At 59.4% G+C, this 18,758-nt stretch carries 16 protein-coding genes; 7 read left to right on the forward strand and 9 right to left on the reverse strand.

Features of this window, described 5'->3' with window-relative positions; all coding sequences use genetic code 11:
- Positions 1-363 precede the first annotated feature (363 nt).
- From KP703_RS12080 to KP703_RS12090, 3 genes are all read right to left on the reverse strand, one after another.
- The gene (locus KP703_RS12080; RefSeq protein ID WP_062271488.1) at positions 364-1,653 is read right to left on the reverse strand and encodes a cytochrome c; all 1,290 of its coding nucleotides are present in this window, start codon (positions 1,651-1,653) and stop codon (positions 364-366) included.
- A 301-nt stretch (positions 1,654-1,954) separates the two neighbouring features.
- The gene (locus tag KP703_RS12085) at positions 1,955-3,592 is read right to left on the reverse strand and encodes a GMC family oxidoreductase (protein ID WP_062250105.1); all 1,638 of its coding nucleotides are present in this window, start codon (positions 3,590-3,592) and stop codon (positions 1,955-1,957) included.
- A 19-nt stretch (positions 3,593-3,611) separates the two neighbouring features.
- Positions 3,612-4,247, reverse strand: a complete 636-nt coding sequence (locus tag KP703_RS12090; RefSeq protein WP_215755122.1) for a sorbitol dehydrogenase family protein — start codon at positions 4,245-4,247, stop codon at positions 3,612-3,614.
- 489 nt (positions 4,248-4,736) lie between these two features.
- Here KP703_RS12090 and KP703_RS12095 point away from each other — a divergent pair, with 489 nt between their 5' ends.
- Both KP703_RS12095 and KP703_RS12100 read left to right on the forward strand, forming a co-directional pair.
- A complete protein-coding gene (locus KP703_RS12095) occupies positions 4,737-5,159 on the forward strand; it encodes a MarR family winged helix-turn-helix transcriptional regulator (RefSeq protein ID WP_215755138.1) in 423 nt (140 codons plus the stop codon).
- A gap of 22 nt (positions 5,160-5,181) precedes the next feature.
- On the forward strand, positions 5,182-7,410 hold the full coding sequence (locus KP703_RS12100; RefSeq protein ID WP_062142343.1) for an FUSC family protein: 2,229 nt from the start codon (positions 5,182-5,184) through the stop codon (positions 7,408-7,410).
- 99 nt (positions 7,411-7,509) lie between these two features.
- On the opposite strand, the gene KP703_RS12105 is transcribed toward KP703_RS12100, so the two are convergent.
- Complete coding sequence (locus KP703_RS12105; protein WP_252354044.1) at positions 7,510-8,595, reverse strand: phosphatidylinositol-specific phospholipase C1-like protein; 1,086 nt, start codon at positions 8,593-8,595, stop codon at positions 7,510-7,512.
- A 455-nt stretch (positions 8,596-9,050) separates the two neighbouring features.
- Between KP703_RS12105 and KP703_RS12110 the strand changes: the two genes are divergently transcribed.
- Entirely contained in the window at positions 9,051-11,393 is a 2,343-nt protein-coding gene (locus KP703_RS12110) for a TonB-dependent receptor (protein ID WP_252354045.1), read from the forward strand.
- Positions 11,394-11,451: 58 nt separating this feature from the next.
- On the opposite strand, the gene KP703_RS12115 is transcribed toward KP703_RS12110, so the two are convergent.
- On the reverse strand, positions 11,452-12,495 hold the full coding sequence (locus tag KP703_RS12115) for a glycosyltransferase family 61 protein (protein WP_215755124.1): 1,044 nt from the start codon (positions 12,493-12,495) through the stop codon (positions 11,452-11,454).
- A 211-nt stretch (positions 12,496-12,706) separates the two neighbouring features.
- On the opposite strand from KP703_RS12115, the gene KP703_RS12120 reads away from it, so the two are divergent.
- Entirely contained in the window at positions 12,707-13,156 is a 450-nt protein-coding gene (locus KP703_RS12120) for a hypothetical protein (RefSeq protein ID WP_062142350.1), read from the forward strand.
- Positions 13,157-13,210: 54 nt separating this feature from the next.
- Positions 13,211-14,374, forward strand: coding sequence for an arabinose transporter (locus KP703_RS12125; protein WP_062142352.1), 1,164 nt, complete (start codon positions 13,211-13,213; stop codon positions 14,372-14,374).
- Here KP703_RS12125 and KP703_RS12130 read toward each other — a convergent pair.
- Positions 14,362-15,384, reverse strand: a complete 1,023-nt coding sequence (locus tag KP703_RS12130) for an enoyl-CoA hydratase/isomerase family protein (RefSeq protein WP_215755125.1) — start codon at positions 15,382-15,384, stop codon at positions 14,362-14,364. The genes KP703_RS12125 and KP703_RS12130 overlap by 13 nt on opposite strands.
- Positions 15,385-15,444: 60 nt before the next feature.
- On the opposite strand from KP703_RS12130, the gene KP703_RS12135 reads away from it, so the two are divergent.
- Together KP703_RS12135 and KP703_RS15810 are read left to right on the forward strand one after the other, a co-directional pair.
- Entirely contained in the window at positions 15,445-15,939 is a 495-nt protein-coding gene (locus KP703_RS12135; protein ID WP_062142388.1) for a flavin reductase, read from the forward strand.
- A 19-nt stretch (positions 15,940-15,958) separates the two neighbouring features.
- A complete protein-coding gene (locus KP703_RS15810; protein ID WP_256441415.1) occupies positions 15,959-16,093 on the forward strand; it encodes a hypothetical protein in 135 nt (44 codons plus the stop codon).
- Between the two features lie 19 nt (positions 16,094-16,112).
- On the opposite strand, the gene KP703_RS12140 is transcribed toward KP703_RS15810, so the two are convergent.
- Genes KP703_RS12140 through KP703_RS12150 form a run of 3 tightly spaced genes read right to left on the reverse strand, consistent with a single transcriptional unit; the run spans position 16,113 to position 18,698 of the window.
- A complete protein-coding gene (locus KP703_RS12140) occupies positions 16,113-16,904 on the reverse strand; it encodes a metal ABC transporter permease (protein ID WP_215755139.1) in 792 nt (263 codons plus the stop codon).
- Entirely contained in the window at positions 16,897-17,823 is a 927-nt protein-coding gene (locus KP703_RS12145) for a metal ABC transporter ATP-binding protein (protein WP_215755126.1), read from the reverse strand. Before KP703_RS12145 ends, KP703_RS12140 begins: the two co-directional genes overlap by 8 nt.
- Positions 17,820-18,698 (reverse strand): metal ABC transporter solute-binding protein, Zn/Mn family, encoded by an 879-nt coding sequence (locus KP703_RS12150; RefSeq protein ID WP_215755127.1) that lies wholly within the window; start codon positions 18,696-18,698, stop codon positions 17,820-17,822. Before KP703_RS12150 ends, KP703_RS12145 begins: the two co-directional genes overlap by 4 nt.
- Between the last annotated feature and the right edge of the window lie 60 nt (positions 18,699-18,758).

Genomic DNA, 18,758 nt, shown 5'->3' on the forward strand with positions numbered 1-18,758 from the left:
CCCTTGCTCAAAGCGTTCGTCAAAGGGCGGTGTCCATATCGTATTTTTTCTAAAAATCTTCCCCTAAAAAACCGCTGCAACAATTCGTGAACAGGAGAGTGAGGTTGGCGGGTTTTACGAAACCCGCTCCTGCTCAGATCGGCCACGCCAGCAGCCGCGGAAAAGCTGGGGAAATGCCCCACAGGCCGCATGCCGGAGGGCGCACCTGCCCCATGCCAGCCACCGGGTGGGAAGGAAGACAATTTTGTGACGGGAGGGGGTGAGGCGGGAGGAAGAGAGCAACCGGGCAGTCCCCTGCCCTCCTCCCAACCCGAATCAGGGGCCGGACCCTTGAAGAATGGTCCGGCCTGTCTTGAGGTTACCTTATTTGCCTTTGGCCAGTGGATTGACCACCGGGGTATCTTTCCGCAGACTTTTGACCAGTTCCGGCGTCACCTGATGGTCGCCGGTGCCGAATGTGGCCGTGATGTAGTTTGTCAGGGCCGCAATTTCCGCATCGCTCAGACGCTGGACGTTGGACTGACCATCAAAGCCCGGCATGAAGGCATGTTCCGTGCCTGCCGTGCGATCCACCCCTTTGAGGATGGTCATAATCAGGTTATCCGGACGCCCGGCCCCCACTGTGGAGTTGTTAAACAGCGATGGCACGTAATGGTCCTTCGTGCCAGCGCCATCATGCCCGTGGCAGGCGGAACAGTTGGCATCATAGATGTGCGGGCCATCCATTTCCGCCAGATCATCAATCCGCTGCGGGCCTTTGGTGCGGATGTCGGGCATTTCTGCTGCCTTACCGGCAGCGTCACGCGCGGTATGGTCGGCATCATCATCCATCGGCGCGACCTTCAGGATAAAGGCGGCCAGCGCGTGCAGGTCCGCATCCGTCAGGTGGCTGGTGCTGTGCTCCACGGCCTCGGCCATGGGGCCAGCAGCCTGAGCGCGACCGGCCACATGCCCGCTGCGCAGGTAGGCCACCAGATCATCCTCGCTCCAGTCACCAATACCACCGGTTTTGCTGGAGGTGACGTTGGGGGCATACCATGTGCCGAGTGACCCACCCGCCAGATAATGGTCCTGCTTTTCACTCAGCATGAAGTTACGCGGAGTATGGCAGGTGCCACAATGTTCCAGCGCATTGGCCAGATAGCGGCCACGACGCAGCGTGTCATACGTGCTGGAATCACCCGTTTCCGGCGTTTCCTTACTGGCGACAAAGTTCCACGCCATCATGGCTGAACGGAGGCTGGCCGGGAAAGAGAGATTTGTCTCCTCCGGGGATTCCGCCACAGGTTTGACCACGTGCATGAACCACGCATACAGGGCCTTTACGTCCTGATCCGTCATGCCGGCGTAAGACACATACGGCATGACAGGATACAGGTAAGACCCATCCTTGCGCACCCCATGACGGAGCGCGTTTTCAAAGTCGGCTTCCGTATAGGAGCCAATGCCGTGCTGCGGGTCCGGCGTGATGTTGGTGGCAACCACATCACCCATCGGGGTGGCGATTTTCAGACCGCCCGCAAAGGGTTTTCCGCCCGGTTTGGTATGACAGGCCACGCAGTCTGCCGCTGTGGCGAGATACGCGCCACGCGCCAGTTCTGCATCCGCACTTTCCGGCTGGGCCGCGGCATTTGTGCCGGAAGCCGGGGCCATGGCGGCCCCGGTTGCTGCGGACTGGCTGTTTGCAGGCGTTGCAGCCTCCCCGGCGGGAGCCGGGGTCTGAGAGGTTGGGCTGTGGTCAGATGTTTTGGCATCGGACCCGGCGGCAGGCTTGCCCTCTTCCGCCACAGGTGCGGGTACCGTGGGCTGAGCGGGTGCAGGCTGTGCGGCAGGCTTGTCGGCAGGTTTATCCGCAGACTGAGCCAGCCCGACCGGAGACAGAGCAACCGGAGCAAGGGCCACGCCACCGAGTGCTGTTCCGGCAACGAGGGCGGAACAGAGGAGAGTTCTGAAATCAGCCATGAAGCAGTTCTTTTTTCAGCGTATCTGCAACACGCAGCGCCAGCGCTGCGACCGTAAGAGTGATGTTGCCCGTGCCCACGGTTGAGAAAACTGAGGAACTGGCAATGAAGAGGTTCTCATGGTCATGCGTCCGGCAATGGCCGTCCACCACGGAATCCTTGGGGTCCGTACCCATGATGGTGCTGCCGGAGGGATGGTCCTGCGGGAAGTAACCCGGGGTCCATTCCTCATCCGTGCCGTGCATCAGGCCGATCAGCTCCTTGAACACCTTGCGGGTGTGTTCACAGCTTTTCACGGTATATTCCGGCAGTTTGTAATACACGTCCGGGTGCGGAATGCCGAGAATGTCCTTGTTGGTCTTGCTCAGCGTCAGGCGGTTATCCGGGTCGGGCAGCGCCTCGTTATGGCTGAACAGACGCACGGTGTGGGAGGACAGATACCGGATCTGCTCTTCCAGCTCCCGCCCGACATAGCCTTTGGAAATGGCCATCTGGGTGGCGAAATCGACCTGATTGTCATCCACCATATGCACCAGATACGCGCCGCGCTCATTCCGCCAGTCACCATCACGGAAATTGTCGATCACGTTCGTCTCCAGCGGGCCACGGCCCGGCCAGAGGGCTTTATCGCCACTAATGAACGTCACCTGCACGCCGGTATGGTCCATCATGTTCCGCCCGACATGGCCGGAACTGTTGGCCACACCGTCCGGGCTCTGCTCATCAGCGGAGACCAGCAGCAGTTTGGCGGTTTCAATACAATGCGCGGCAATCACAAAGTATTTGCCGGTTACGCGGTGTGAGTTTTTGTCCGGGTCATAATACTGCACGCCGGTCACGCGCTTGTTCGCGCTGTCACGCTCGATTTTATAGACCACAGCGTTGGGGATGAACTTCGCCCCGGCGGCCTCGGCATGGTACACGGAATAGCTGCCGTTATACATCGCCCCGATGGGGCAGATGGGCATGCAGTTATTGTGGCCTTCACACGTCGGGCGGCTGTCATACGGGCGGGTGTTACGGGCCTGCGGCTCATGCACCACGCGCCAGGGCGTCTTCTCGTCAATCAGCTTGCGGAACTGCTGCGCGGCGTAGGAAATGGGCAGCGCTTCCATCGGGTACGGCTGTTTGCGCGGAGAGCCGAGGTCTTCCTTGGCCGGGTCCGGGCCGCAGACGCCCATCATCACTTCCGCCTGATAATAGAACGGTTCCAGGTCTTCATATTTCAAAGCCCAGTCACGCCCCTGCCCGTAGCGGGTTTTCAGCTCAAAGTCGGACGGCAGGTAACGCCATGCGCACCCGGCCCAGTGCCATGTGGTGCCGCCCATCATACGCAGGTACACCTGCTGATAGGCTTCCGCATTCGGGCCGGAGGTGTGCAGGTAATCGTTCGGGGTGATCTGGTTGGGCGGATGTCTGGCCCACGGCACAGCCGGGAACGGTCCCTGATAAGAGGGCTTGTTTTCCAGATTACGGAAGTTTTCTACAAAATGCTGGCGGTCCACACGGGGGCCTGCTTCCAGCACAATGACGGAAATTCCGGCACGCGCGAGTTCATTGGCAATGGAAGACCCGGCAACGCCGGACCCGACAATGACAACATCGGCGGAAAGAGTCTGTTCAGAAGGCATACGGCTGATATTCCCGCTCTCAGGTCGGTTCTACGACGAATTTAGAGGGTGAAAGGGCTGGATGCCCTGTGGGACGGTCGACTTCCGGCGGCTGGGTGGTCCAGTAGAACGGGCCGCCTGTCGCGTAGGTTTTGGGGTAGATGGCGTCCTTCGTGATGTCGAACATCAGGGCGGAGCGATAGACCACCACCTTGCCGTCCGCCACACCGCGGTACCAGCCGGTGAGAATGTCATGGATGACATCCTTCAGAGCCGGGTCCGCCTTCTCCGCCGCGGCGGCAAAAGCAGTAGCGCTGGTGAACTGCCCGGAGCCCATCAGATTATGCAATTTGCTGATCTGCGCCTGCCGGTCGGCATTACTCTGCACAATTCCTGCATAGATGGCATTCCCAATACGCAGATCCAGCGTGGGCCGATCTGTCAGCAAACGGGAGACCGCCATGAACTGCGTGGCCACAGGGTCCGCGCCAGCTGCGGGGCTGGGTTGCGTTTCCTCCGCACCGGCAATGCCGCTGGCAACACCATACGTAACGGCAGCGCCCATGCCCGTCATCAGCATATCGCGCCGGGACATCCGCATCAGTCTTGCCATTCTCATAGCATTGGGCGAGACATTTTGCAGATTGACAGGCACGCAGGGCCAGTCTTTCTTCATGGTCAGTCCTTTTCCACAGGTTTGTACATAACCGGGCAGACCATCGGCCCAGATGAGCCATGGTCCTTTTTGTTATTTCATCAGGGGTAAAGTCTATAATGACGTACCCGGCAGGCATCCAGCCTGAAATTCCCGCCTTTCCGGATTTCCTCAAAATGATATTTATTCTCAAATAGAATACATATTATTGCCATTTTTGCAGGCGCATTGTTTTCTGTTCAGAATGTTTTGACCGCCTGCACAGGGTTATTCTGGCCATGACGCCCTCCGAGCCCCCGACTGCGGCCCTGATTGCCTTCCCCGGCCGGACTGATGAGCCTCACACTTTTCTGAATATTACAAAGACGTAGCCCGTATTGACCGGCCTGCGGCGTCTGTTATATTGCTACCAATATATTTTACATATCAAATATTCCCACCCTAACAAAATAGAGGTTTCTGGTGACCCAGCACGGCCTGCCCGCTCTGGATGATTCCGCGTTCAGTTCCATGGCGCTCACCTTTCGCGTCATGCGGCTGGCGGCGGTGTGGCGCACGCGGCTGGAACGTGCCCTGCGCCCACACGGCATGACCGTGGCGGTCATGCGGCCTCTGGCATATCTGATGATGATGCCCGAAGGCACCACCCAGCGGGATCTGGCTCTGGTGATGGACACGGACTGCTCCGCCCTGGTGCGGGTGCTGGACCTTCTGGAAAAGGAAGGCCTGCTCTCCCGCACGCCGGATGCGCAGGACCGCCGCGCCAAATGTCTGAGCCTGACCGCAGCGGGGCGGGAAAAATGCGCTCTGTTCCACAAGGTTGCAGGAGAAGTGGAACACAGCATGAAACAGGGCATGACCGCGCAGGATACGCAGGGCCTTCTGGCCCGCATGGATGCCCTTCTGACCACCGCCCACTCTCTGCCCTCTTAAGGCCTTCGGAATAGCCTGCGCCATGTCCAACAGTTTTTCAGACACACTCCGCCGCCTGATGCCCGCCATGTTTGCAGAGGATGAGCGCTGGCAGGCCACATTGGGCACCGCCGCCTATACGGCGCGGGTGTTCCTGTGCATTGGCATTGCACTGTTTCTGGCCTTCATGTTCCAGTTGCAGTCCCCCATGAGTGCGGCGACCACGGTGCTGATTGTGGCAAACCCCACAGTAGGGGCCATGGTTTCCAAAAGCGTGTGGCGTGTGATTGGCACGGTCATTGGCGCGTCCATCAGCGTGGGCGTGATGGCGGCGTTTGTGCAGTCTCCGGTGCTGTATTTTGCAGCGCTTTCCGTCTTTGTGGGGCTGGCCTGTATGGTCGCCACCTTCCTGCGGCTGTTCCGCGCCTATGCCGCCGTGCTGGTGGGCTATACGATTGTGATTGTGTCCGCACCGGCTTTTGCCAACCCGGAGCATATCTTTCTGGCGGCTATGGGACGGCTTTCTGCTGTGACAACCGGCGTTGTGACCACTGCTTTTGTGTTCATGCTGACTTCCCCGCGCAAGCCTAGCCGGGTGTTAAGTGCGCTGGGGGATGCGTTCCGGGAAACAGTCCGCCATGCCTTGTCCTTTCACGCAGCGGAAAGCCAGCACCCCACAACGGCAGCCGCCACGGAGCACGCAGCGGAACAGATTGAGCGTCTGGAAACCGCAGCGCCTGCCCCGTCTTTCCGCGCGTTGCCGCAACCGCTCTATGACAGCCGCAGCCGCCTGCTGGCCCGCATGGCCGGCCTTGGGCCTGCTATTGAATATGCCGCGGCTGATGACCGGGACATGCAGGCCCGCGTCAACCGCCTGCGCATTGGCCTGAGCCGCCTGACCGGGCTGATTGTGACATACCACCCCTACTGGCTGAACCTCTCTCTGGCCAACGGGGCCTCCTGCGCGGTGCATCAGGAAGTGGCCGCCACGCTAACGCGCATTCTGGAACTGACGGAAAAGCCGGGCTGGCAGGAAGACCCCAAACCTATTTCCGCCTGCATCCGCACCACGCTGCATGCGCTGGAGCGGCTGGAACAGCAGACGACATCCCCCACCGTTCTGGCCTCACTGGACAATACGCGGGATGTGCTGGTGCAGCTGGATCAGGCCTTGCATGACCTGACAATCCGCCGCCCGACCCGCGCGCGCATGCCCCTTCGCCCCTATCTGGAATGGCCCATGGCGCTGCGTAACGGCGCACGCGGCATGTTTATTGCGTTGCTGGCCGGGATGATGTGGTACGTGCTGCACTGGAGCACCGGGCCGATGCTGATGCTGTTTGTGGTGGCGGCTTCCAGCCTGCTGTCCACAACGCCCTCTGCCGCAAAAACCAGTCCGTTGATGGCCTGCGGCACGGCCCTCGCTATTCCTGCCAGCTTTTTGTGCCACACGCTCGGCCTGCCGCAGATTGATGGTTACCCGCTGCTGTGGCTGACCATTTGTCTGTTTCTGCTGCCCGGTGTCTGGTTGCAGTTCCACCCACGCTACAGCATTGGTGCATTTGGCTATGCGGTGTTTTTCACCATGATGCTGGCCGTGAATAACCCGATTACCTATGACGACCTGACACTGACCAACAACTGGATGACCATGGCGGTCGCGTGCGTTCTGCTGGTGCTGGTCTTCCGGGTAATCTTGCCTGCAAACCATCGGCTGGATGCGGCGCGGCTGGTCTCCTCCCTCACTCGCAGTGTGCAGCGTCTGGCCCTTGCTCCGCAGAACCGGAAGGTGATGTGGGTGGCATGGGAAGGGTTCCAGATTCAGAAAATCTCCCGGATGATGATGCGGTTTTCCTTTCTGACAGACAACGTGGACCGCCGGGGCTATACAGATGCCGCCTTTGCCGCTCTCTCCCTCGGGCGGCTGATTGTCCGGCTGCGCTGGAACGCAGGCCACACCCTGCCCGATGGCCAGACCCATGACATTCTGGAAGAGGCTCTGGGCGCCTTCCGCCACCTGCATCGCGCCCCGCTGGAAACAGCAGCCAGCCTGAGCCTTGCCGCGCAGAAAATCAGCGCTATCCCTGACCACCCCGGCACCGCACTGGCGCGAGACCGTGTTGTGTCCTGCCTTGAACAGGCGGCCTATATCATCCGCTCCGTGCCGGGCTTTTTTGACCGCCACGGCCCGCTGCAACTTACGGCAGATATGCCGGGTGCGGATGCCCCTGTTTCTGCCATGGTGCCGCAGCGGCATGTGGTGTTTGGGTAAACAGAGCAGCAGGAGGCATCCTGCGGCACTGTGTGTAACAGTTCCACACAGTGCCGCAGGATTACCTTTTCTTGTTATCGGCTTAAGCGGTGGCGTGCCTTACTCGGTCACATCAGCCGCAGAACATGCGGCAGGCGCGTTGACAGGATTGCAGCGCGCCACAGCACCGCCGGGGAAGGCAACAGTGTAGTTGTTCCACGGCGCTGTTTCAAAAGCAGGGTAATCCGTGCTGATGATCTGCGCACCGGACTGAAACGCAATCTCCCGCCGGGTCACATCCCCCTGGCGGGCTTCTACCGTATTAGCGTCTGAACGGGTTCTGACCAGATAACCCTTTTTAACAAGAGACTGAATATTCTGGAGAGCGGCAGTATTATCAACCGCAGCGCTGCCGTTACCGGAGCGCCCGACAAAGCCTTCATTCGCTTCCGTAAACGCAGCATCCGGGTCTCCGGGGCGACCATTGGTAAAGACAACGCGGCCGCGCAACGCCGGGTGCCCGTCCACATAACGCGCCGTATCATGCGGGCGGTCAAACGTGAACACAACCTTGCCACGGCCAAAGGCCAGAGCAGGCCAGCCACGTTTTAAAATAGCCTCCTCCAGCGTGGCGTAGGAACCGCGCACATCATCCGGGGTCAGAATATTCTCCCGACCGAAGACGGACAGCAATTCCGCATCCAGCTTGTCATACGTCGCTTTGGTAAACTGCTCGGGCTGGGTGAAGGGCAGCTTGCCGCCGGGCAGCGGCACATCCTGCTTGGTTTCCAGATCAATATAGAGCGGAAGATGATTGGGATGTGCGTCTGACCATTCTTTGATCATCGTCAAACACTGGCGCAAAGGCTCACAGCTGGACCGCTGATCAATATCCACAATATGCATGACCTTGAAGTCTGTGCCCTGCTTATCGGTCGCATCACTCTGGTCCGCATCCGGGGTGAAGCCTGCCTTTTTCTCCCACGCCACGCCGCGCGGGTGCGCGTAACGTTTGCCCGAACTATCGGCATAAATATCAATCTCAAGCTGGCGCACACCGCCGTCGAGCTGAGATTTCAATGAACCATGCTGATAATCCAGTGCGTTTGCCATCTCTGTCGACTGGCTTTTCAGCCAGGCGAGCGTTGTGGGAGAGAGGCTGCGCCGATAGCTGTTGTGCGTGCCGATCACCTGAATCTGGTTCATTTTGAGGGTGTCGTCCGCAAAACTTGCGGGGGCTGACAAAACAGAAAAAGCACAGAGGAGCGCAGGAAACGCACAAAAAACCGGTTTCATGGAAATGTCCCATTTCAGCAGGATGAGAACGGACTCTGTCTATGGGAGGCCGATGGCCCGCATGGAATAAGAATGAGGGCGCAGGAAGTAAAGAAACTGCTCCTCTTTTTCATATTTATTTCACAAACCATTATCTACAGGTTCTATGAAATAAATTTCATTTTTTAACCAGGATAAGACAAATACAAATCGAGAAGCATTTGTGAAACTTATATTACGAACAAGGAATCATTCTTTTGCCGGGGCATGAATCTTTGTAAGGGGTGAATCATTCGAAATTCCTATGACTGAAGGATGCCCACAACCATGTCCGTATGCCGCAGTCAGCTGGTGCTGTTCCACGAATGTCCCGGAAAAATTTCCTTATGAAGAAAACACTTTTTAAGTTTGTTTTGTGTTGCGGCATCGTCCTTCCATGCGAGGCATGGGCGGAAACAGAGAACGCCAAACCTGCGGAGCATAAACCCAGACAGGCCCCCCATAAGGCCGAGCCGCCCCGCACTCTCAAGGTCACAAAAAAGTCTGGGGACCATGCAGAGTCTGGTCTGGAATCCGTGATGGTGACAGCCCAGCGCCGGGCAGAAAACAACCAGAATGTGCCGATTTCCATCCAGCACATTGATGGCAAAACGCTTGCAAACGCTGGTTATACCGCCCTGACCGACCTGCAATATCTGGCACCTGGCGTGCAGTATGACCCAACACAGGGTGCTGCTTTTCAGATCCGTGGTGTTGGCAGCGAGTCTTTTGACTTTTCCAATGCAAAATCCGTCAGCGTGGTGGTGGATGATGTTGTGATGGATGCCCAGCGCGCCAACGGGATGATTGGCATGGTGGATATCAACAATGTTGATATCATGATGGGCCCGCAGGGTACGCTGTTTGGCATGAACTCCACATCGGGTGTGATTGCCGTGACAACCGGAAAACCGGTGCTGAACAAACTGACAGCTCGCACCAGCGCCAGCTATGGTGAACATAACGAACGCATTCTCAATGCAACCGTTAATATTCCACTTGGCAGTAAGGCCGCTTTCCGTATTTCCGGCTTTGACAATGCGCAGGACGGCTTTGGCCGCAATGTGGTGCTGAACAAGCTGGTCGGCTCAACCAATGAATATGGTGGCCGTGCCAAATTCTATGTCGAACCCACAGATAATCTGGATATTACCCTACAGGGCGATTACGCCCACCATTGGGATAGCAGCGTGCGGACCCCTGTGGGTGGGCAGAGTGCCGCAGTGACATCTGAACTCAATTCTCTGGGTATCTATCCCAATGCAAAGAACGCGGACACGGCTGACCCCATCTATGGTAATATTGTTTCAGAAGAATATGGTGCGGCTCTGAAGATCCACACCAAAATTGGCGAAAATGACCTCAACTTTATTAGTGCATGGCGTCAGTCACTCTATAACAACAACACGCCGGTCGATCTGGTTCCGCTCGATGTCTCTGCTTATTATCCCTATAACTTTGGGAGCCTGACGACACGCAAGTTCAGCGATGAAATTCGGTTCTCATCCCCCAAAGGGCATTTTCTGGAATGGCTGGCCGGTGGGTTCTTCAACCGCCTTGATGCCCGCCAGACACAGTATCAGTGGGGCACGGCAGGGGACCCGCTCTATGTTGACGGCGTTCCGGCACAGAACCTGTATAACAACTCCGGTGCGGTCGGGCAGAGTGGGAATACCTCTCTTTTCCAGTCCCGCAATGAGTCTCTGGCGGCCTTTGGTCAGCTGAAGTTCAATATTTCCCGCCACTTTGATATTGCGATCAGTGGGCGTTACACCCACGATAAGAACTCTCAGGGGCTGAGCTTTATCAATACGGATGCTCAGGCTGTCACGGGATATAATCCAACCTTTACCCCGACCCATAACGCGCCCGTTTACCCGTGGGGCCAGATGACAGGGCAGAACTTCTCAGGCCGGATTTCGCCTGAATACCACTTCAACCCCAATGTCATGGCCTATTTTACCTTCTCCACGGGCTACAAACCGGCAGGCATCGCTTTTGTGGGGAACAATTACGACCCCTACCACAAGGAAACCGTCAAATCCTACGAAGTCGGCATGAAGTCTGAATGGATGCACCATAAGCTGCGTCTGAACATGGACGTGTTCCGTGAAGACTTTACCGATTTTCAGGCGACTGTGCTGACCCCTGTTCCGGCAGGAAATGGCACCACTATTCTGACAAGTGCTATCGGGAATGCCGGCGGACTGGTCAGTCAGGGTGTGGAAGGTAATGTTGCCTACAGACCGATTCCGGATCTGACGCTCTCGGGTTCTGTCTCTTTTACGGACGCCCATTTTACGGACTACGTCGCCAGCACAAAAGCCAATTATACCAATACACGCCTGACCAATGCGCCGGTCTGGTCCGCCAATGCCTTTATTGACTACCACCATGACCTGACACCGCACCTTGGCGTGCAGGCGCATCTTGATTACGCCTATCGTGGCACGACATGGACCGTCACCGGGCAGCCTGATTATTCAAAAGTTCCGGCTTATAGCCTCGTCAACCTGCGTGTCAGCCTGCTGCCGCTTAACAAGCGCCTTCAGGTTGGGCTGTATGTGCGCAACATGTTCAACCAGTATTTCTCCACCGGCTACCAGCTTTACGGGACGGCAGGGTATCTGCACTACACCTCCCCCGATGCCCGTCGCACCATCGGCGGCTTTATCAACTTCAGCTACTAAGCCGCGCTATCGGCAGGCGTTCATCCTTTTAAGAAGGAGGCCGCCTGCTGGTTCTGCTTTACCCTAAGACAGCGTTTCCCTGTGGGCCGAGACTCAAAACATGCGCCAGATGGTCCCGTTCAATCTCGAACGGGCTATCCCAGCTTTCGGTTTCCGTGCAGATTTTTCCACGGATTTCGTAATAGTCCAGCCCGCGCAGCCCGGCGATGAAATAGAAAAACGTATCCGGCATGTTCCCCGGTGCCAGATTGATAATTCTGGTGCCTTTGCGGCAGAACATGATGTTGGTCATCGCGGCCCCCATCACGCCCACAACGCAGTCTGCATTTTTAAAGAGTTTGATCTGTTCCAGAAGGGTCAGTTCTGCGGGGTCCAGACACAAAAAGCCCTGTTCCTGCAAAAAGGCGATCAGGCCCTCTTCATTCCTGATGGTTCTGCCGCGATTTTTGCGCGTGAGATACAGCCTGCGGGCCTGTGCGCCGGGCACGCGGGCCACCATGTCATCCGTGCGGGAGAAAGCCAGCGGCGACATGTAAACCCCGTGATTGGTCAGGCCATCCACCACCACCAGTTCCTTGAAAAAGGCGACATCCTGCACGCCCATTTCATGGTAGAGCGCCACAAAGGACGTGCTGAGCGCCACACTATCCCGCAGCACGCGGGAAAAATTGCCACTCAGACGCGGCACGACAAGGGAGCAAAGCGGCAAATGCTCTTCTGCCAGCCAGAGTTTTGGTAGCAACTCGACCATCCAGTGCCCGTAATTCTGTTCCCCGCGTTTGCGCAGCAGCAGGGAGGACGGAGTAACCACCTGCACGGTCTGCGCCTGCTCGGCCTGTAGGATCTGGGCCAGCCCCTGCGCACATTCTTCCGACGTGTGCTGGGCGATGCTTTGCTGCACCAGCTTTTTGTCCTGCGTAAACACCAGACCTTCCAGCGTGACATACACATCAAACAGTTTGGTCAGGCGCACAGAGCCTGCGGGAAACGCGCCGGTAAACCAGCCGGGGCGCATGGCGTCCAGAATATGCGGCGGGATGGTGGAGGGGTTGAGCACACGCGGGGGAGCAAGTTCAAACGCCGGAGAGGGAACGTCTGCCACGGGCACTCTGTGCAGGCTCTGGATATCCACCACGTCCACTTTTGTGCGCTCCCCTCTTTCCCGGCTGAGAGACTGTGATGCGGGTTTAACGGTCTTTCTGCAACAGTCTGGCCCAACGTGTCAGCCATTCCTGTGGGCTAAGGTGTGGCTTGCCCGGCTTAATCCGCTGTCATACTTTAAGGAAATATTAATATCTGACAGAGGAGAGCGCATGATCCCGTATTCCTTTCTCTCCAGAACTCTTGGCTTGTCAGCCGAGCAGGCTGATGAACACTCTGTGACGGTCCCTCACTCTCTGCTGCTTTTGCTAATTGAAAACTATCTGCGGCATCAGCCGTTTGATGAAGATGCCTACCTGCGCACCAATCCAGATGTGGCGGACGCCATCCGGGCCGGACACATATCCTCCGCGCAGGAGCACTATGCCACGCGTGGCTATTGGGAAGAGCGGGACGGAGCCGCCCCTCCCTTTTGTGAAGACTGGTATCTGCGCCAGAACCCGGACGTGGCCATTGCCGTCCAGCTTGGGGAATGCCCCTCCGGTGCCGCGCATTATAACCATTACGGACGGAAGGAAGGACGCTGCCCCAGCCCGGAGCAGGCGGACCTCTACACCACATGGCGTACCTTTACTGCGCCACCGCCACGTCAGGCCGCCTGAGGGAACAGACCCTCTAGCCATAAACCAGCGACCACGATACGGTCTGCCGCATCCATGAAAACTGATCGTTCCTTCCTGCCCAGACTGAGTCTGGCGCTTTTCCTTTCCTACCTCAGCGTGGCGTTGTCTCTGACAGCCGTGCCGGTGTACGTCATGTCCTGGCCGGGGTTCAGCAACGTGCTGGCCGGTCTGGCGGTGGGTATTCCGTTCCTCTCCACCATTTTCACCCGTAATTATGCCGGGCAGATTGCCGATGCCTCGGGCGGCCACCGCTGCATGCGGCGCGGGCTGGTGCTGTATGCGTTGGCCTGCGGGCTTTGCCTGCTCTCCACCCTACCCGCCCTTCCCCCCTTCGGGCGCTATGGCGTGCTGATTGCCGGGCGACTTTTGCTGGGACTGGGTGAGAGCCTGTGCATTGTCGGCATGATGGGCTGGGGTATTGGTCTGGCCGGGCAACCGCAGGCAGGCCGGGTGATGGCCTGGACCGGGGCCGCCATGTATGGCGCGTTTGCTGTGGGGGGACCGGTGGGGCTGATTGTCTATCAGCACTTCAGTTTTGCCATCCTGATGGCCGTGAGCGCCGCTCTGCCGTTAGTGGGGCTGGCGCTGATCAGCACATTGCCAGCCGCCCCTCTGCATACGGGGCATCGGGAACCGTTCTGGGCCATTCTGAACAAGATCCGCTGGCCGGGGCTGGCTGTTGCCTTGCAGGGAATTGGGTTTGCAGCCCTCGGGGCCTTCCTCTCTCTGCGGTTTCTGCAGGCCGGATGGTCTTACGCCGGGTGGGGGCTGACCTGCTTTGGCGTGGCCTTTGTGGCTATGCGTTTGCTGTGCGGACATCTGCCGGACCGGATCGGCGGGCTGAAAGTGGCCCTCCCGTCCCTGTTGGTGGAAGCCGTCGGGCTGGCATTGATCTGGGGAGCACATTCGCCGGAAGTCGCATTAATTGGCGCGTTTCTCACGGGAGCAGGTTGTTCCATGGTCTACCCCTCGCTGGGGGTGGAAGTCGTGCATCTGGTGCCCGCCCCCATGCGCAGCACAGCGCTGGGCGGGTTTTCCGCGTTTCAGGATCTGGCCTACGCCGCCACCGGGCCGCTGGCCGGGTTTCTGGCAGACCGCAGCGGTTATGCCGAAGTCTTCCTGCTGGGCAGCCTGTGCGCCATGTTGGGAGCAGGCCTTGTGTGCCTGCTGTTAGCACTGAAGCCTCAGAGCCGCTGAAAGCAGCGCGCGACCTCGTCCGGGTTGACCTCATCCAGCGTCGCAGGTTGCCAGCGCGGCGCGTTGTCCTTGTCGATCAGCTTGGCGCGCACCCCTTCCAGAAAATCCGGGCGATGCATCAGGTGGCTGACCAGCGTGGTTTCCTGCACAAAGGCGTCATCCAGTGACTCCAGCGTGCGCGCCCGGTGCCATGCGGCCCATGTGATCTGAAGAGAAAACGGGCACAGGCGGGAAAGCGCCTCATGATCCTGCCGGGCGGCTTCACTGCCGTCGGCCTCCAGATTGTGCAGGACCTGCGCCAGATCGGGCGCATTATAGCATGCCTCCACCGCATGTTCCGGAGCGGCGGGGACGGGCTGGGCGAGCGTTGCCAGCATATCCGGCACCGGCTGAGTGGCGAGTTGCGTGACGAGATCCGGCAGGCTGGCGGAAGGCAGCAGATAATCCGCAAACCCGTTTTGGACTGCCTGAGCCCCGGTCATCCGCTCCCCAAGCAATGCCAGCCGCAAGCCGGAAAGTCCGGGCATCTGGGCGAGAATCCACGAGCCCCCGGCGTCCGGCGTAATACCAATGCCGGTTTCCGGCATGGCCAGCACAGACCGCTCCGTAACCACCCGATACGGCACATGCCCGCCCAGCCCGATGCCGCCCCCCATGGCGATCCCATCCAGCAGCGAAACAATCGGTTTCGTGTAAGCCGCAATCTGCCGCATGACGTCATACACCCGGGTAATTTTCCGCACCCCGGCCTCCGGTCCTTCCACGCGGATCAGATCGCTCAAAGCGCGCAGATCTCCACCGGAGCAGAAGGCTCGCGGGCTTGTGCTGTCCAGCAGCAGCAGCGTGACGTCCGGGTCCTCTTCCCAGGCCTCCAGCACACGGGCGATGCCCTCCGCCATCTCCAGATCCACCGCATTAAGCTTGGCTGGCCGGTCCAGCCGGATGCGGCCCACCGGCCCTATCCGTTCTGTTTTGACGGTCGGCGTGCCGGAAAGGAGGGCTTCAGTCATTGCTTTCCTCTTATATTCATGCACAAAACACTGCGTCTGGAGTGGGATGAAGGAGAGCAGATGTTGGCGCTGGAAACCAGTACCTTCCGCAACGCAATGGCCAGACTTGGTGCTGCTGTTAATATTGTGACCACTGGAACGCGGGAAGACCCCGTGGGGTTTACCGCCTCCGCCGTCTGCTCCGTGACGGATACCCCGCCGACCCTGCTGGTCTGCCTGAACCGGGCGAGCCGTGCGCGCGAGGCGTTTGTGATGGGCGGGCCGCTGTGCGTGAACGTGCTTTCCGCCACGCAGCAGGCGCTGTCCAACCATTTTGCCAGCCCCAACAGCATGGCGGAACGCTTTGCCACCGGGCACTGGACCACACTGGCCACCGGCGCGCCGGTGCTGGAAGAGGCCGTGGCCACGTTTGACTGCCGCATTAGCCAGATTGTGGAAGTGGGCACGCATAGTGTGCTATTTGGGGTCGTTGAAGCCCTGCGCATTCATGAAACGGCGGGTGGGCTTGTCTATTTCAACCGCGCCTATCACGCTCTGCCCCATACGGCGCCTTAATCTGACAGGACCCTGACCCATGGCCCCTCGCCCCAAAATGGAACATGAAGATGACGTGCCGGTTATTACCGTTCGCACACTGATTATCATTCATGTCTGTCTGGCAGTGTTCATTCTGCTGTGGGGCTGGCTGGACTGGTCTTTGCCGCAGTAAAAAGCGGGCTTAAGGGCTGTTACGCCCTAAAACGCTGCACCAGCCCGACCAGCAGAAAGCCCGCGCCGCCCAGAAGGGCGATCCAGAAGGACGTCGGGCAATCTGTATACCATGACAAAATCAGGCCGCCCCATGCTTCGGCCAGAGCGAGACCGGCCGCTGCGCCCAGCCCAGCGAGCGGGGACAGGCCCAGCCGCAGCACGGTTGCCGCCGGGGCGACCATGAGCGTGAAAACCAGCAGAACACCGGTTATCTGCGCACATTCTGCCGTAGCAATTGCTACGAGAGCCAGAAACAGCACATCCAGCAGTTGAAGCGGAACGCCTTTGGCTTCCGCCATTTCCGGTTGCAGGGTGGCAAACAGCAGCGGGCGGGCCATGATGCCAAGCCCCATCAGGCACCCGGCGGAAAGCAGCGCCAGCCAGCCCAGCATACCGGGGCTGATGCCCAGAATATCCCCAAACAGCAGCGCCGTGGCCGCACTGGCCGAGCGGGTGAGCAGGTGCAGGAACAGCGCTCCCACGCCCATGGCGACAGACAGCACAAGGCCGATCATCACATCACGCCCGGCTACGCGGTCTCCGGCCAGACCCATCAGAATACCGGCAGCCAGTGCACCTCCGGCCAGTCCGGTCAGGGGGGAAAGACCGAGCATGAGCGCGCCGGTTGCTCCGGCAAACCCCACGTGAGAAAGCGCATGGCTGGCGAAGGTCTGCCCGCGCAACACCAGAAACCAGCCGACCGGGCCGCACACCAGCGCCACCAGCAGCGCGGCCAGAAACGCCGTGCGCATGAAGTCATAATCAAGCATGCGCGCCGCACCCTCCGCAGTCATGTTCCTGCAAGGCCGAGCCGCCGCCTTCCGCCACCACAAACACGCGCCCTCCGGCCCGCACCACATCAACAGGGGCGCCATACAGGGCCGTGAGAGCTTTGGTGGTAATCACCTCATCCACCGTGCCGAGCAGCGCCTTGCCCCGGGCCAGATACAGCACATGGTCCATCAGGCCGAGCAGCGGATTGATATCATGGGCGGACATCAGCACCGTCATGTTCCGGGCGCGCGCAAGGGTGTGAATGCGCTCCACCGTCTCCCGCATGCGGGCGGGGTCCAGACTGGCCAGAGGTTCATCCAGCAGGAGCACGGATGGGTCATCCAGCAGCGTTTGCGCCAGCAGCAGGCGCTGGCGCTCCCCGCCTGACAAAGCAGCCACCGGCCTTTGCGCCAGATTTTGCGCATCGACCGCCGCAAGAGCGGCATCTACTGCCGCCCGCCCGGCGCGACCATACCAGGGTAGCCCCCAGCGTTGCCCGTGCAGGGCCGAGGCCACCATGCTCCAGCCGGTAAACTGCCCGCCAATCAGCTTGCGCATCTGCGGCATATAACCCACAGCGCGATGCCCACGGCGCACCGGCTGACCGTTGATCTGCATGCTTCCCTGCACTGCCGGCTCCAACCCCAGAAGCGCGTGAAACAACGTTGTTTTCCCGGCTCCATTGGCCCCCAGAACCCCGACAAAACTGCCTTGCGGGATTGCCAGACTGATCTGGCTCAGCACAACGCGGCCACCCCGTGCCAGCGTGACATCCTGCAGGCTGATACTCTCTGGTGCAACGTGCGGTTTTGACAGGCTCGCCTGTGCAGGCTCTGCCGCACTCTGCGCGCCTGATCCGGCATGAGAGTGGCCGCAAGCCTCAGGATCGTGCGGAGGTGATAGGGGGAATGTCATGGGGTAGGCTGGCCAAGTACCTGCGCCACCTGCGTCAGAATACCGTGCATCCAGTCCTGCCAGTGGGTGTCAGGCGGCATGATCTCACGCACCGGCAGCACCGGCACTCCGGCGGTGTGCGCCTGCGCAATCAGCCGTTGCACGGAGGGGCGGTCGGCCTGTGCGTTATAGGCCACAAACCGCACGGCATGCTGGCGGATATCGGCATCAAACTGCGCCACGGAGGACGCCGGCGGCTCGACATCATTCATAACGGCCACCTGAAAAGCCTGCTCCTTCATCACCAGACCAAGGCTATCGGCCAGCGGCGTAAAAACCGGCTCCGTCGCGGCTACGGGCTGGCCCTGCACCTGTGTGCGCAGGGTGGTCATGGCGTCCAGAACAGTCTGAATAGCGGCCATGACGGTTTTGCCCCGTGCTTCATACGCCCCGGCATGCTGCGGGTCCGTCGCCTGACAGGCGGCAATAAACCGGCTCACAAAGGCCGCAACGGCAGGCAGATTATACGCCAGATGAGCGTTATCGCCCTCATGCCAGCCGGTCCAGCCATCTGCTTTCACCACCGGCACCGGCGGCCCGCGCCGGGCCTGCACCAGACGGTCCAGCCAGGCATCATACCCCGCGCCGTTCGCCACAACGAGGCTGGCCTGCGCCACCAGTCGGGCATCTGCCGGGGTTGGTTCATACAGATGCGGGTCGATGGTCGGTGCGTTCAGAATAGAGGTGACGTGCATATCCGGCTCCGCCACCTGCGCGGCCAGATCGCCCCACGTATTTTCCGCAGCAACCACCACTGGCGTTTCCGCCGCCGTAGCAGAACCGGACCATATGCCGGCAAGCATCAGGCAAGACAAAACAGAAGCAGGAAAACGCATCAGGCTGATCCTTGTCGATCGGCTGTTCACAGAGGCAGTGCAGACCGGCAAACGAGTCCT

The sequence above is a fragment of the Acetobacter sp. P5B1 genome (assembly GCF_018811985.1).
Classification (GTDB): domain Bacteria; phylum Pseudomonadota; class Alphaproteobacteria; order Acetobacterales; family Acetobacteraceae; genus Acetobacter; species Acetobacter cerevisiae.

What these genes read in the sequence shown, in the direction of transcription:
- KP703_RS12080 (WP_062271488.1), bottom strand. Translation starts at nt 1,653, where the DNA reads ATGGCCCCGGCTTCCGGCACAAATGCCGCGGCCCAGCCGGAAAGTGCG.
- KP703_RS12085 (WP_062250105.1), bottom strand. Translation starts at nt 3,592, where the DNA reads ATGCCTTCTGAACAGACTCTTTCCGCCGATGTTGTCATTGTCGGGTCC.
- KP703_RS12090 (WP_215755122.1), bottom strand. Translation starts at nt 4,247, where the DNA reads ATGAAGAAAGACTGGCCCTGCGTGCCTGTCAATCTGCAAAATGTCTCG.
- KP703_RS12095 (WP_215755138.1), top strand. Translation starts at nt 4,737, where the DNA reads ATGGCGCTCACCTTTCGCGTCATGCGGCTGGCGGCGGTGTGGCGCACG.
- KP703_RS12100 (WP_062142343.1), top strand. Translation starts at nt 5,182, where the DNA reads ATGTCCAACAGTTTTTCAGACACACTCCGCCGCCTGATGCCCGCCATG.
- KP703_RS12105 (WP_252354044.1), bottom strand. Translation starts at nt 8,595, where the DNA reads ATGAACCAGATTCAGGTGATCGGCACGCACAACAGCTATCGGCGCAGC.
- KP703_RS12110 (WP_252354045.1), top strand. Translation starts at nt 9,051, where the DNA reads ATGAAGAAAACACTTTTTAAGTTTGTTTTGTGTTGCGGCATCGTCCTT.
- KP703_RS12120 (WP_062142350.1), top strand. Translation starts at nt 12,707, where the DNA reads ATGATCCCGTATTCCTTTCTCTCCAGAACTCTTGGCTTGTCAGCCGAG.
- KP703_RS12125 (WP_062142352.1), top strand. Translation starts at nt 13,211, where the DNA reads ATGAAAACTGATCGTTCCTTCCTGCCCAGACTGAGTCTGGCGCTTTTC.
- KP703_RS12130 (WP_215755125.1), bottom strand. Translation starts at nt 15,384, where the DNA reads ATGACTGAAGCCCTCCTTTCCGGCACGCCGACCGTCAAAACAGAACGG.
- KP703_RS12135 (WP_062142388.1), top strand. Translation starts at nt 15,445, where the DNA reads ATGTTGGCGCTGGAAACCAGTACCTTCCGCAACGCAATGGCCAGACTT.
- KP703_RS15810 (WP_256441415.1), top strand. Translation starts at nt 15,959, where the DNA reads ATGGCCCCTCGCCCCAAAATGGAACATGAAGATGACGTGCCGGTTATT.
- KP703_RS12140 (WP_215755139.1), bottom strand. Translation starts at nt 16,904, where the DNA reads ATGCTTGATTATGACTTCATGCGCACGGCGTTTCTGGCCGCGCTGCTG.
- KP703_RS12145 (WP_215755126.1), bottom strand. Translation starts at nt 17,823, where the DNA reads ATGACATTCCCCCTATCACCTCCGCACGATCCTGAGGCTTGCGGCCAC.
- KP703_RS12150 (WP_215755127.1), bottom strand. Translation starts at nt 18,698, where the DNA reads ATGCGTTTTCCTGCTTCTGTTTTGTCTTGCCTGATGCTTGCCGGCATA.